Source organism: Pseudomonas sp. LBUM1661 (assembly GCF_059695925.1).
On the sequence record NZ_CP166794.1, the window covers coordinates 3201426 to 3214277 of the forward strand.

Here is a 12852-nt window from a genome sequence, read left to right on the forward strand (position 1 = left end):
GGGCCATGCATTCCCCTTTAGGAGCCGGGCTTGCCCGCGAAGACGGCCTTCAATACACCCAAAAAATGCCTGAAGAAATCCATAAGAACTGCCTGAGGAGATCATCATGAACGCTGCCGTAGACGTTCTGCAGTCCACCCATCAGCACATCAACCGCGACCGCCTGTGGCAGTCGCTCATGGACCTGGCCAGGCTCGGCGCCACGGTCAAGGGCGGCGTGTGTCGCCTGGCCCTGACCGACCTCGATCGCCAGGCCCGGGACATCTTCGTCCATTGGTGCGAAGAGGCGGGCTGTACCGTCAGCATCGACGCCGTCGGCAACATCTTCGCTCGTCGTCCCGGCCGCAACCCGAACCTGCCGCCGGTGATGACCGGCAGCCACATCGACACCCAGCCCACCGGCGGCAAATTCGACGGCTGTTTCGGCGTGCTTGCCGGTGTCGAAGTGCTGCGCACCCTCAATGATCTCGGCGTCGAAACCGAGGCACCGCTGGAAGTCGTGGTCTGGACCAACGAAGAAGGCTCGCGCTTCGCTCCGTGCATGATGGGCTCTGGCGTGTTCGCGGAAAAATTCACCCTCGAAGAAACCCTGGCCAAGGTCGACGCCGAAGGCATCACCGTTGGCGAAGCTCTGAATGCCATCGGTTACGCCGGCCCGCGCAAGGTCAGCGGGCATGCCGTTGGCGCCTATTTCGAAGCCCATATCGAACAAGGCCCGATCCTCGAAGATGAGCGCAAAACCATTGGCGTGGTGATGGGCGCCCTCGGCCAGAAATGGTTCGACCTTAAACTGCGCGGTGTCGAAGCCCACGCCGGCCCGACCCCGATGCATCTGCGCAAGGACGCCCTGGTCGGTGCGTCAGTGATCGTCGGCGCCGTCAACCGCGCAGCCTTAGGCCATCAACCCCACGCCTGTGGCACCGTCGGCTGCCTGCAAGCGTATCCGGGTTCGCGCAACGTCATTCCTGGCGAAGTGCGCATGACCCTCGACTTCCGGCATCTGGAACCGGCGCGCCTGGATTCGATGATCGCCGAAGTGCGCGAGGTCATCGAAACCACCTGCGAGGAACACGGCCTGACCTTCGAACTGACACCCACCGCCGACTTCCCGCCGTTGTACTTCGACAAGGGTTGCGTCGAGGCGGTACGTGGCGCGGCTCAAGGCTTGGGCCTGTCACACATGGACATCGTCAGTGGAGCAGGGCACGACGCGATCTTCCTCGCCGAGCTTGGCCCGGCCGGGATGATCTTCGTCCCGTGCGAAGGCGGCATCAGCCACAACGAAATCGAAAATGCCGCGCCGGATGATCTGGCGGCCGGGTGTGCGGTGTTGTTGCGGGCGATGCTGGCGGCGTCGACGGCAATTGCCAACGGCGAATTGGCGGGTTGAGATCAAAAGATCGCAGCCTTCGGCAGCTCCTACAGGTGCAGTTATTGATGTTGACGCACTGCCCCCATCATGCCTTCACCACCACTGCGTCTGCACTATCCCACCCCACTGCGGTCGACATCTTCACAGGCCAGCGCGTGAAGGCGCCGGCCGCAGCCGTGGAGATCCAATGAGCCAGGAAGTCCTGACCACCGAAACCAATCGCCGCCAGTTGCAGCAGATCATCGCCGGCCTGTCCGACGGCGTGATTCTGCTGGAACTCGACCAGACCCTTCTCTGGGCCAATGACGCCGCGCTGGCCATGCACGGTGTCAGTCGGATCGGCGATCTGGGGGCCAATGCCAAGGAATACGCCCAGCGCTTTACCTTGCGCTATCGCAACAATCATCCGGTGCCCGCCGACAACTACCCGATCAACCGCGTGGCCCGTGGCGAGACCTTCAGCGATGTGCTGGTGGAAGTGACGCCGGCTGATGACGAAGAACGCACTTGGGTCCACAACGTGCGCAGCATGGTGTTGGCCGACAGCAGCGGCGAGCCGGAGTCGCTTGTGCTGATCATGGACGATGTCACCGAATGGGCCAGCGCCGAGCAGCGTTTCGAGAAGACCTTCAACGCCAACCCGGCCCCGGCGGTGATCTGTCGCCTCAGTGATTTGCGCTACATCAAGGTCAATCCCGGCTTTCTGGAAATGACCGGTTACTCTCGAGATCAGGTGATCGGTTGTTCGACCTATGAACTGGACGTGCTCGAAGGCGCCGAACAAAAAGACCTGGCCAAGCAGCGATTGCGCGAAGGGACGACCATTCCGCAGATGCAGGCCGAGTTGCAAGTGGCCGACGGCGGCACCAAACAAGTGATCGTCGCCGGCCAACCGCTCGAGCTCCATGACGAAGCGTGCATGCTGTTTTCCTTCGTCGACATGGAGCCTCGGCACAAGGCAGAAGTCGCCCTGCGTCAGAGCGAGGAGCGTTTCGCCAAGGCCTTTCGCTTGACCCCGGTGCCGATCCTGGTGTGCAACGCCAGCGATCAGGTGGTGCTGGATGTGAACGAGGCTTTTCTCGACACCTTTGCGTACCCCAGCGAAGAAGTGCTCGGCAGGACCCTCATCGAGATCGATTTCATCCATGACAAAGGCGCTCGAACAAAGCTGCTTGCCGCGCTGGAAAAAACCGGAAGCCTGGATCGGGTCGACGTTCGCATGCGTAAAAAAGACGCCGAAGAGATCGAATGCGCCGTCTCCGCCGACACCGTGAACATCCAGAACAATCCCTGCTACTTGCTGGTGTTGATGGACGTCACCGAGCGCAAACGCACGGAGCTGGAGTTGGTGTCAGCCATCGAAGAGGTGATGAAAGACGCCTCATGGTTCAGCCGTACGCTGATCGAAAAACTGGCCAACGTGAAGCACGTCAGTTCGCCGAAGTTGCCCAGTGTGTCTTTTACTGACCTGACTGCCCGTGAGCGCGATGTGCTCGGCCTGATCTGTGAAGGCCTGGCGGACAAGGAAATCGCTGCCCGCCTGAAACTGGCGCCCAATACCGTGCGCAATCACGTCTCTACGGTGTATTCCAAACTCGATGTGCACAGCCGCAGCGAAGCCATTGTCTGGGCGCGCGAGCGTGGCTTGTTCTCCAGTGAGTGGAGGCCAAAAGGCCAGCGGTAAGGTGCAAATGCACTAGTTGTGGAGGTGCATTTTGATGTTCTGGACAGGTACGGCAATTCTTAATCTGTAAGGGTGCGATACAGGTCTTTGAGCCGTATTGCTTCCCCTTTGAAACAGCTAGAGGAACAGCCACATGCTTCGCCCATTCAAAACGGTTTCGATCGACGGGGCTATCCACCAACGTGGAGGTGAATCGCAATGATTTATCTGACGAAATTGCGCGCGCAATTGGAGCAGCAGTTTTCTCCCCGTGCTTGTGAGTGCAGCGTGTCGGGTGACAACTCGGTGACGGTGAAGCTTTATCACCCGGTATCCGGGCAAGTGGATCTGGTGGTCAGCGGGCTGAATGTGTCGAACCTCAGATCACCCGAGGCCGTGGCCGCTCTGGTTGAAGAGCTGCGGTATGAACTTGAGAGCAATACCTTGCATCATCATCCGCAAACTTCATAAACCTGTCTTTTCTGCTGTCGGCCCGTGGACTTTCCAGCGTTGTTTTGTTGTCACAAAACTGTGTACATCACTCATCGCGGGTCAACCTATGAAAAGTCTTGGGAAACGCATGTTCGCGCCACTGCCGCTTGCACTCTGCGCGGCGATTCTCGGTGGTTGTGCCAGTCCTCCACCGCCACCCCCCCTTGCTCCGCCACCGCCCCCTGTGCGTACTTGCCAAACCACTGAAAACACAGATGTGCAAGGCGACATGCGAGCTGAAGGGCAGGTGACCCGAAACACCACGCTGACCCGCTGCATCACTCAGTAAGCGCGGATCAGTGTGTGTAGGCCGCCAGCGGCGTTGTGCTGCTGGCGGCTGCCGCTCGTTCAGACTTCCTCGATCCTGACCCACCGCGATTCCCGCGCCGCCAGGCGAATCGCCGTTGCCAGGCGTTCGACTTCCCACGCCTGTTCGAAATCCGTCCCGCCCTGGTTACGCCTGGCCAGGGCCATCACCAGATCATGCACTTCCAGGGTCTTGAGCTCGTTGTAGCCCAGTTGATGCCCCGCCGCCGGGCTGAATGCGGCGTAACCCGGCAAGTTGGGTCCGGCCAGCAGGCGCTGGAAGCCATCCTGTCCGGCGCGATGCAGACGCAGTTCATTCAAGCGTTCCTGATCGAACGCCAACGTCCCCCGCGTGCCGCTGATTTCAAAGCTCAGATGGTTCTTGTAGCCGTGCTTGAGCCAGCTGCTGCTGAATGTCCCCCGCGCACCATTGGCAAACCTCAGCAGGGCGTGGACCTGATCGTCCACCGCGATGCTGAGTTGTTCCTGGCTGCCCGCCGTGGCAGGACGTTGCCCGTGTACGGTCTGGGTGTCGGCGCACACCGACTCGACATTGCCCACCAGATAACGGGCCATCGCCAGCAGGTGACTGCCCAGATCCGCCAGTGCGCCGCCGGCATGTTCGGCGTCGCACCGCCAAGACCAGGGTGAAGCGGGGTCGGCCATGAAGTCTTCGCTGAACTCACCCTGAAAACTGATGATCTGCCCCAATTCGCCGTTCTTGATCAGCTCGCGCGCGAGCCCGATGATCGGGTTGTGCTGGTAGTTGTAACCCACCCGCGTCACCACACCCGCTGCTTTGGCGGCGAGTCGCATGGCGTTGGCCTGCTCCAGACTGACCGCCAGGGGTTTTTCGCAATACACCGGTTTGCCGGCAGCCAGGGAGGCCATGGCCATGGGGTAGTGCAGATGGTTAGGCGTGGTGATGGCGACGAGATTGACCTTGGGGTCATCGATCAGTTTTTGCCAGTCGCTGTGGGCGGTATCAAAACCCCAGGCGTCGGCACAGTGACCGGCGCGTTGCGGGTCGGCATCGGCCAGGGCGGCGAGCCTGAGCTTGAGGGGCAGTTCGAAAACCGCGCTGACATTTCGAAACGCCAAGGCATGGGCGCGGCCCATGAAACCTGTGCCAATGAGTCCGATACCGAGTTCGCGCATAGCCGGGGTCCTTTTGAATTTTTGTTTTCAAGAGGACACTTTATGGAATAAATATTCACTAAATGCAATTAACAGAATAAATATTCTCTATGCGAGCGAATACCCTGTAGGAGCGAGCTCGCGATGAACCTGAGCGACGCGTTTAACCAGCAAACATGCGTTATCGCTAACGTCCATCGCGAGCAAGGGTTGAATCAGGACAGGAAGCCGCCATCCACGTTCAGGGAAACACCCGTGGTGTAGCTCGAAGCGTCGCTGGCCAGGTACAGCACCGCGCCGGCCATTTCGCTAGGGTCCGCCACGCGCTTGAGTGGAATCTGCTGCAACGCGGTGTTCAAGATCGCCTCGTTCTTCACCAGTGCCGACGCAAACTTGGTGTCCGTCAGACCCGGCAGAAGGGCGTTGCAGCGGATGCCGAACTGCGCGCATTCCTTGGCGAACACTTTGGTCATGTTGATCACGGCAGCCTTGGTCACCGAGTAGATGCCCTGGAAGATTCCCGGCGAGATGCCGTTGATCGATGCCACGTTGATGATGCTGCCGCCGCCGTTTTCGCGCATCAGCTTGCCGGCTTCCACCGACATGAAGAAGTAGCCACGGATGTTCACGTCGACGGTTTTCTGGAAGGCGCTGAGGTCGGTGTCCAGCACGTTGCAAAACTGCGGGTTGGTTGCCGCGTTGTTAACCAGGATGTCCAGGCGCCCGAACTGTTCGCGGATGCCGGCGAACACCTGGCTGATCTGTTCCATTTCTCCGATGTGGCAAGCGACGGCGGTGGCTTTGCCGCCGGCCGCGATGATCGCGTCGGCCACGTGTTGGCAGCCGTCGAGTTTGCGGCTCGAAACGATCACATGGGCGCCTTGCTGGGCCAGCAGTTTGGCGATGGCCTCACCGATGCCGCGGCTGGCACCGGAGACAAAAGCGATCTTGCCGTCGAGGTCGAACAACTGAGTCTTGGACATGGAGTTCCCTTATAAAAAGTCTTGTTTTTGGACCTGGTTGCAACAGAGAGCCGTTATCAGAGGCTGGATTTCGAAATGACCTGCAAGCTCATCTGCTCCAGCAGTTTGTTCATGTGAATGAACTGCGCGAAGCGTTTGTCCTGGGTCTGGCCATGGAAGAAGCGGTAGTAGATCTGCTGCACGATGCCGGCCAGGCGGAACAGGCCGTAGGTGTAGTAGAAGTCGAAGTTGTCGATCTGGATGCCCGAACGTTCGGCGTAGTAATCGACGAACTCGCGGCGGGTCAACATGCCCGGAGCGTGGCTCGGCTGACGACGCATCAGTTGAACCGGCGCCGGATCATCGGCTTCGATCCAGTAGGCGAGGGTGTTACCCAGGTCCATCAGCGGGTCGCCGAGGGTGGTCAGTTCCCAGTCGAGCACGCCGATGATCTGCATCGGGTTGTCCGGGTCGAGGATGACGTTGTCGAAGCGATAGTCGTTGTGCACGATGCTCGACGTCGGATGATCGGCCGGCATCTTGTCATTGAGCCAGGCTTTCACCGCTGCCCATTGCGGCGCGTCCGGGGTCAGGGCTTTCTCGTAGCGATCGCTCCAGCCTTTGATTTGCCGTGCCACGTAACCTTCAGGTTTGCCGAGGTCGGCCAGACCGTAGGCCTTGTAGTCGACCCGGTGCAGCTCGACGAATTTGTCGATGAAGCTCTTGCACAGGGCTTCGGTCTTTTCCGAGTCCAGACCCAGTTCCGGTGGCAGTTCGGAGCGCAGGATGATCCCGTTGACCCGCTCCATCACATAGAACTCGGCGCCGATCACCGATTCATCGGTGCAGTGCACGTAGGCTTTCGGGCAGTACGGAAAGCCGTCCCGGAGTTGATTGAGGATGCGAAATTCGCGGCCCATGTCGTGGGCGGACTTGGCCTTGTGACCAAACGGCGGCCGACGCAGGACGAACTCCTGTTCGGGGTATTCCAGCAAGTAGGTGAGGTTCGACGCACCGCCGGGAAACTGGCTGATCTGCGGCAAGCCACTCAGGCCCGGAATATGGGCCTTGAGGTACGGATCGATCAGGCTGGCATCGAGTTCTTCGCCGGTGCGGATACGGGTGGACTGGTCAGTAAGCGCCATGCTTATCCCTTCTGCTTATTCTGGAGGCCTGAGACTATTGGCTAATCTAATGCGCGCAGGGGCCACCCACAACCACGAACGGCCCTTATAGGTGAGCGTGTTGCTGGCCAATCATTGCTTTTGATACAACCGTTTGAATGGCCCTTATAGCACTGCCTTGATTTCGCTGGCCGGCAGGTCGATAGGCGTGAGCACCGGTTCGCCAGAAAAGAACGCCATCAGGTTGCGGCCCACCAGCTCCACGGTGCCTTGAGTGGCTTCCGGGGACAGCCCGGCGACATGCGGGGTGAGGATCACGTTGGCCAATCCCTTGAGTGCCTCCGGCACGTGGGGTTCGGCATCGAAGACATCCAGCGCCGCGCCGGCGATCCTGCGTTGCTCCAGGGCGCTGATCAGATCAGTGGTGACGATCACGCTGGCCCGGGCGATGTTGACGATGAAGCCCTTGGGGCCCAGCGCGTCGAGCACGTGTCGGTTGATCAGGTGTTTGGTGCCCAGGCCGCCAGGTGTGGCGACGATCAAGAAGTCCGAGGCGCGAGCCAGTTCGGCGGGCGTCGAGCAGAAGCTGTAGGGCACATCGCTGCGGTGCTGGCGATTGTGGTAACTCACCGTCATGTCGAAACCGTTGGCGGCACGTTTGGCAATGGCCATGCCGACGGCACCGAGGCCGAGGATACCCAGGCGTTTGCCGGCGAGGGAAGGGCGCATGATTTTCGGCCACTCGCCCCGGCGCACGGCGGCATCGCAACGAGGAATGTCGCGCACCAGCGACAACAGCAGCGCCATCGCGTGGTCGGCGACCGATGAGGCGTTGACCCCGGCGCCATTGGTGACGGTAATGCCGCGGTCAGCGGCCGCTTGCAGGTCGACGTGCTCATAACCGGCGCCGATCACGCAGATGATCCTGAGCTTGGGCAGGGCGGCGATTTCATCGGCATACAGGCCCAACGGGCCACGGGTCAGGACCGCATCGATCTGGCCCCCGTGCCGCTCAATGGCGGCGGCGCGCTCGGCAGGCGTCGGGGCAAGAATCAGATGAAAGCCCTGATGTTCGAGAATCGGCAGGTAATCATTAATGGTTTCAACCAGTACCAGAACGGTTGCGGGCATTGCTAGGCTCCTGTTGTCGTCGGCGTGTCGGGCGCAAAAGTAATTTCAGGGTGCTGATACCAGTGTTGTTTGGCAATGGTCGTCAATCGCAGAGCGGTACTTTTTAGTCTGGACTGCTTCTCGGAAGAAGCAAATTATCAGTTCAGGGCCGGCGGAGGCGTTGTCACGTCACTGTGCGGCACACTGCAAATACAGTGTGCTGCTGTAAGTGTCACTGGGTCGCTTGTGCTTGTTGTGCCTTGCTTTGTTCTGCCAGTGCTATCGCTTTGAAATCATAGGTCGGATAGAACTCGGTTCTGTAAGTCCCCCACGCCGTATTTTCGAGTGCAAGGTTTACTTCTGCCAGGCGGGTCGCCGGAAGGCGCAGTGTGACGACCTGCCCGATACCCATCATAATGTTCCAGCTAACAACCTCGACTCCAGCAGGTGGAAAAGCTTTATAGAATCCCTGCTTGGCTAGCTGCGCCTTTAGTTCGCCCAGCGGTCTTGACTGATCATGTTTTAAAAAGACGGTGAGCATGACCGCATTATCTGGCGTGGCAACGGCATTTTTCGCCGGGGACGAGGTGGTGGATTGCGCACTGACAACTCCGCAGAAGGCCGAAGTTGTCAGTAAGGTAGATATCAATAATGTTTTGATTGTTTTTTGCATATTGAAACTCCGTGTATTTATAAGAGATTTAGCTAAAGCAATAGTACTGACAAGGCGAAGCTGGGAGGCTCCGTTAGTGCGCGGCGGGTTCAGGTGTGTGATGTATTAGTTGGGCTTGATGGCAGGTGTTGTGGAAACTGTTCCCATGTAAGGGGAGTGAACGACATAGATGCGCACAAGCGGGTTGTTAGCTACCATGTCGCGGGGCACTTCCCGAGAATAGGTGAACTCGTTTCGATTTAATGTTTCCAGTTTTCTGACCACGGTTTTGGTCGGCCCTATATCGGGTACCAAAATATGGGTTTTATAATCGCCAGTGACAAAGAAGTAACCGCCTCCGCCATTGTTGTACTTTGATTCTCCCGTATCAGCGTAAAAAAACTCATAGCGATTGCGTTCGGGATCCCACGTCGATATTCCAACCACGCCAGGATAGTTCGCTTTTACGTCTGTTTGTGGTGCCCCCTCAATATAGACCTTGGTTGTCAGCCATCGAGGAGAGGATGCCAGATCTCGAACGTCGGCAGTGACGGGGGCTTGCTGCGCAAAGCTACCGAGAGGAAACAGCAGTGCCGCTAGAAGCAGGCCTTTAGAAGTCATAGTGTTTTTTTGCATGCGGATAACCCCTTATCAACGTCATTGGTCGCTAGCTTGCTATTAATCTTTGAGATTAAAAACGTAAAAAACTATAGGCTGGGAGTTGGGGGCGTTCAATAGCGAGGTGATTGCTTGTAACAATTAAGTGCTTTTTTTGATGTGGGTAATATTCTGTCGTACATGTATTTCATGTTTTCGCTGTCGGACTTTTCCTACATGTCCAGATGACGATGCGGCCGATATTGTTCATCGGTGCTCCGCCTGTTGGCTAAAACATCGCGTTCTCCGGGAAACACGGGGCTACAGTGATTGCTTGTGCGGAATCTATATACACCGAGTTTGTAGGCGGATGATGAGGTTACAAACTATTCATTGACGCGAGGGACTTAATTAAATGATAGAAAAGGTGTTGAAGGATCGATTGTGACACCCAAGACACGGATTCAAGTTCGAGTCAGAAAACTCATTGCGGCCTCAAGGATTTCATCTGATAACGGCTCGCCCTGGGTGGCTCGGGCCAGCGTCAGGGCGCCAACCATCAAGGAATATTGCACCAGCGCCTGTTTCCGGTCGCGGGCGTCATCGCCGCTGTCCATCAGCGTGCCGAAGGTATCGAGCAAGGTCTCCAGGCCTGCCATGAAAGTCTCGCGCAAACCGCTCTCGGCCGCTTCGTGGCACATGTCCCCGGCGAAGGCCACCACCGGGCAACTGTCGCCCGGCGTGTCGCGGCTGGCGGCTGACAGGTACGGTTCGATCAAGGCCTGGCGGGCGGCGTTTTTATCTTGATGTTCAGCAATTCGTTCCCTCCAGCGTCCGTTAGCCTGTGCGAACGCCCGGCCACTGGCTTCTTGCGCCAAGGCTTCCTTGGATTCGAAGTGCCCATAGAATCCGCCATGGGTCAGGCCGGCAGCCCCCATGACATCGACGACGCTGATCCCGTGCAGTCCGCGCTCACGAAACAGCCGCGTGGCGGCCTCGACGATGATCTCGCGGTTGAGGTCGGCTTGCTTGCGGGAAACTCGAGGCATTGGGGGCTCACAGATCAGTAGAAGTCAGGAATCAGAGGGCGTACTGGGCGATGCCATGGCCGAAGGACCAGTTTTCTTTTTTTACTTCCACCAGATTAATGAAAACGTCCTCCAGGCGCACCGCCAACTCTGCGTTAAGGCGCTCGGCGATGGTTTTGTAGAGCAGTTTTTTCTGCTCGATGCTCCGGCCTTCGCTCAGGGTGATCTGAATCACCACCAGATTGTCGCTGCGATTGATGCCCAGGTAGCCGGGATCAAAGATGAAATGCTGTTCGTCGTGCTCGGCAAGAATCTGGAAATTATCGTTCTCCGGCACGCCAATGGTGCTGTGCATGGCCGCGTAAATCTGCTGCCCGACGCGTTTGGCGAAAGTAGGGTCCTGATGCTTTTTGATGTCGACACGAACCAGTGGCATGGGATGACTCCAGAAGGGATGCAGGACACTTCAAAATACATGACGGGAAACCTTTATCAAGCGCCGATTGCTGTTCGGTGACGAAGCGCAAGCCCTGCAAAACCTCGAACACACCATAAAACCTTGTGGGAGCGGGCTTGCCCGCGAAGGCGTCGGCCCATTCAACAACAATTTAGCTGACAGACCGCTATCGCGGGCAAGCCCGCTCCCACAGGGGCTATGTCGCCCCTTATCATCTGATCCGCACCACCATTCCTCAGCTAAGTCTTTGCTTCTGTTGATTAATCCCGGACAATCGCGCCCCTGTTTCGGCCGGGGCGCTGCCTGTCGGATTTTTCCGACTCGTCCTGACCGAGTGGCAAGTGACCGGAATGTGGAGATCCCACCGGATGAATGATCAGGCCAATAGCGTCGACGAACGCTATGTAGCGGCGACACCAGCGAGCCTCGCGAGCTGGAATCGCCATGACACCACCTGGATGCTGGGCCTGTTTGGCACGGCGATCGGGGCCGGTACCCTGTTTTTGCCGATCAATGCGGGTCTGGGCGGCTTCTGGCCGTTGCTGGTCCTGGCGGTGTTGGCGTTCCCCATGACTTTCTACGCACACCGCGGCCTGACCCGTTTCGTGCTGTCGGGCCGTGAGGGCGCGGACATCACCGAAGTGGTGGAAGAGCACTTCGGGATCAAGGCCGGTGCGTTGATCACTTTGCTGTACTTCTTCGCGATCTTCCCGATCCTGTTGATTTACAGCGTGGCCCTGACCAATACCGTGGGCAGCTTCCTCGAACATCAACTGCACATCATGCCGCCACCGCGCGCCGTGCTGTCGTTGGTGCTGATACTCGGCTTGCTGGCCGTGGTGCGTTGCGGCGAGCAAGTGATCGTCAAGGCGATGAGCCTGATGGTGTATCCGTTCATCGTGGCGCTGCTGTTTCTCGCGGTGTTCCTGATTCCGCACTGGAACGGCGGCATCCTGGCCACCGCTTCGACGCTGCCTGAGCCGTCGGCGCTGCTGCACACGCTGTGGCTGGCGATTCCGGTGATGGTGTTCTCGTTCAACCATTCGCCGATCATCTCGGCGTTCGCGGTGGATCAGAAACGTCGCTACGGCGATCACGCCGAAGAGCGCAGCTCGCAGATCCTGTCCCGCGCCCACGCCTTGATGGTGGTGATGGTGCTGTTCTTCGTCTTCAGCTGCGTGCTGACCCTGTCGCCGGCGCAATTGGCGGAAGCCAAGGCACAGAACCTGTCGATCCTGTCGTACCTGGCCAACCACTTCAGCAACCCGACCATCGCTTTCGCAGCGCCATTGATTGCGTTCGTGGCGATCTCCAAGTCGTTCCTCGGTCACTACATCGGTGCCAGCGAAGGCCTTAAAGGCTTGATCGTGAAAAGCGGCAAGCGCCCGGCGCCGAAGACTTTGGATCGTATGACCGCTGCCTTCATGCTGGTGGTGTGCTGGATCGTCGCCACGCTGAACCCGAGCATTCTGGGGATGATCGAAACCCTCGGTGGCCCGATCATCGCGGCGATTCTGTTCCTGATGCCGATGTACGCGATCCGCAAGGTCCCGGCGATGGCGCGTTATCGCGGTCAGGCGTCCAACGTCTTCGTGACGGCGGTGGGCCTGGTGGCGATTTCGGCGTTGATCTATTCGCTGACAGCCTGATTCAGAGTCCCGAGGGGGGAGGTCCACAGTGACCTCCCTGGCACACTGAGATCCTGTGGGAGCGGGCTTGCTCGCGAAAGCGGTGTGTCATTCAACATTTTTATTGCCTGACACATCGTATTCGCGAGCAAGCCCGCTCCTACATTTGATCTTTAGAGGCAGTAAAATACGCCGCTCATCTCGCGATGGCGGCGTTTTTTATTGCGTTGAAAACGCCGGGTACCTGATCCAGAGCCGACATGGCGGGCGATTAGCGATTAAGCTTGCGCTGCATAAACGCGCCGTAGAGCGTTTGCCGGGGAA

12 protein-coding genes are annotated in these 12852 nt (G+C 58.4%); 4 read left to right on the forward strand and 8 right to left on the reverse strand.

Annotated features, from left to right (window positions below; translation table 11 throughout):
• Positions 1-106 precede the first annotated feature (106 nt).
• The 3 genes from ACA057_RS14700 (at position 107) to ACA057_RS14710 (ending at position 3506) form a co-directional block, all read left to right on the forward strand.
• On the forward strand, positions 107-1390 hold the full coding sequence (locus ACA057_RS14700) for a Zn-dependent hydrolase (protein ID WP_497349489.1): 1284 nt from the start codon (positions 107-109) through the stop codon (positions 1388-1390).
• Positions 1391-1559: 169 nt separating this feature from the next.
• Positions 1560-3056, forward strand: a complete 1497-nt coding sequence (locus ACA057_RS14705; RefSeq protein WP_497349491.1) for a helix-turn-helix transcriptional regulator — start codon at positions 1560-1562, stop codon at positions 3054-3056.
• A 198-nt stretch (positions 3057-3254) separates the two neighbouring features.
• Positions 3255-3506 (forward strand): DUF1652 domain-containing protein, encoded by a 252-nt coding sequence (locus tag ACA057_RS14710; protein WP_497349493.1) that lies wholly within the window; start codon positions 3255-3257, stop codon positions 3504-3506.
• Positions 3507-3875: 369 nt separating this feature from the next.
• Here the strand turns inward: ACA057_RS14710 and ACA057_RS14715 are convergent, their stop codons facing one another.
• From ACA057_RS14715 to ACA057_RS14750, 8 genes are all read right to left on the reverse strand, one after another.
• Positions 3876-4991 carry a Gfo/Idh/MocA family protein gene (locus ACA057_RS14715; RefSeq protein WP_497349495.1) on the reverse strand — a complete coding sequence of 372 codons (1116 nt, stop codon included), beginning with the start codon at positions 4989-4991 and terminating at the stop codon, positions 3876-3878.
• A 194-nt stretch (positions 4992-5185) separates the two neighbouring features.
• Entirely contained in the window at positions 5186-5953 is a 768-nt protein-coding gene (locus ACA057_RS14720; RefSeq protein WP_008149805.1) for an SDR family oxidoreductase, read from the reverse strand.
• 56 nt (positions 5954-6009) lie between these two features.
• Positions 6010-7077 carry a phosphotransferase family protein gene (locus ACA057_RS14725; RefSeq protein ID WP_497349497.1) on the reverse strand — a complete coding sequence of 356 codons (1068 nt, stop codon included), beginning with the start codon at positions 7075-7077 and terminating at the stop codon, positions 6010-6012.
• Positions 7078-7221: 144 nt separating this feature from the next.
• Positions 7222-8187, reverse strand: a complete 966-nt coding sequence (locus tag ACA057_RS14730) for a 2-hydroxyacid dehydrogenase (RefSeq protein ID WP_497349499.1) — start codon at positions 8185-8187, stop codon at positions 7222-7224.
• A gap of 211 nt (positions 8188-8398) precedes the next feature.
• Positions 8399-8839, reverse strand: coding sequence for a hypothetical protein (locus ACA057_RS14735; RefSeq protein ID WP_497349501.1), 441 nt, complete (start codon positions 8837-8839; stop codon positions 8399-8401).
• 105 nt (positions 8840-8944) lie between these two features.
• Positions 8945-9454: a DUF4822 domain-containing protein gene (locus tag ACA057_RS14740; RefSeq protein ID WP_497349503.1), complete on the reverse strand. Its 510-nt coding sequence runs from the start codon at positions 9452-9454 to the stop codon at positions 8945-8947.
• Between the two features lie 425 nt (positions 9455-9879).
• Positions 9880-10464 carry a TetR/AcrR family transcriptional regulator gene (locus ACA057_RS14745; RefSeq protein ID WP_497349505.1) on the reverse strand — a complete coding sequence of 195 codons (585 nt, stop codon included), beginning with the start codon at positions 10462-10464 and terminating at the stop codon, positions 9880-9882.
• Positions 10465-10495: 31 nt separating this feature from the next.
• Positions 10496-10879: a tautomerase family protein gene (locus ACA057_RS14750; protein ID WP_497349507.1), complete on the reverse strand. Its 384-nt coding sequence runs from the start codon at positions 10877-10879 to the stop codon at positions 10496-10498.
• Positions 10880-11268: 389 nt separating this feature from the next.
• Between ACA057_RS14750 and ACA057_RS14755 the strand changes: the two genes are divergently transcribed.
• Positions 11269-12549, forward strand: coding sequence for a serine/threonine transporter (locus ACA057_RS14755; protein WP_497349509.1), 1281 nt, complete (start codon positions 11269-11271; stop codon positions 12547-12549).
• Positions 12550-12852: the final 303 nt, after the last annotated feature.

Excerpts from the sequence above, each read along its gene's own strand:
- ACA057_RS14715 (WP_497349495.1), bottom strand. The coding sequence starts at position 4,991 with ATGCGCGAACTCGGTATCGGACTCATTGGCACAGGTTTCATGGGCCGC.
- ACA057_RS14710 (WP_497349493.1), top strand. The coding sequence starts at position 3,255 with ATGATTTATCTGACGAAATTGCGCGCGCAATTGGAGCAGCAGTTTTCT.
- ACA057_RS14700 (WP_497349489.1), top strand. The coding sequence starts at position 107 with ATGAACGCTGCCGTAGACGTTCTGCAGTCCACCCATCAGCACATCAAC.
- ACA057_RS14730 (WP_497349499.1), bottom strand. The coding sequence starts at position 8,187 with ATGCCCGCAACCGTTCTGGTACTGGTTGAAACCATTAATGATTACCTG.
- ACA057_RS14705 (WP_497349491.1), top strand. The coding sequence starts at position 1,560 with ATGAGCCAGGAAGTCCTGACCACCGAAACCAATCGCCGCCAGTTGCAG.
- ACA057_RS14725 (WP_497349497.1), bottom strand. The coding sequence starts at position 7,077 with ATGGCGCTTACTGACCAGTCCACCCGTATCCGCACCGGCGAAGAACTC.
- ACA057_RS14740 (WP_497349503.1), bottom strand. The coding sequence starts at position 9,454 with ATGCAAAAAAACACTATGACTTCTAAAGGCCTGCTTCTAGCGGCACTG.
- ACA057_RS14755 (WP_497349509.1), top strand. The coding sequence starts at position 11,269 with ATGAATGATCAGGCCAATAGCGTCGACGAACGCTATGTAGCGGCGACA.
- ACA057_RS14750 (WP_497349507.1), bottom strand. The coding sequence starts at position 10,879 with ATGCCACTGGTTCGTGTCGACATCAAAAAGCATCAGGACCCTACTTTC.
- ACA057_RS14720 (WP_008149805.1), bottom strand. The coding sequence starts at position 5,953 with ATGTCCAAGACTCAGTTGTTCGACCTCGACGGCAAGATCGCTTTTGTC.
- ACA057_RS14735 (WP_497349501.1), bottom strand. The coding sequence starts at position 8,839 with ATGCAAAAAACAATCAAAACATTATTGATATCTACCTTACTGACAACT.
- ACA057_RS14745 (WP_497349505.1), bottom strand. The coding sequence starts at position 10,464 with ATGCCTCGAGTTTCCCGCAAGCAAGCCGACCTCAACCGCGAGATCATC.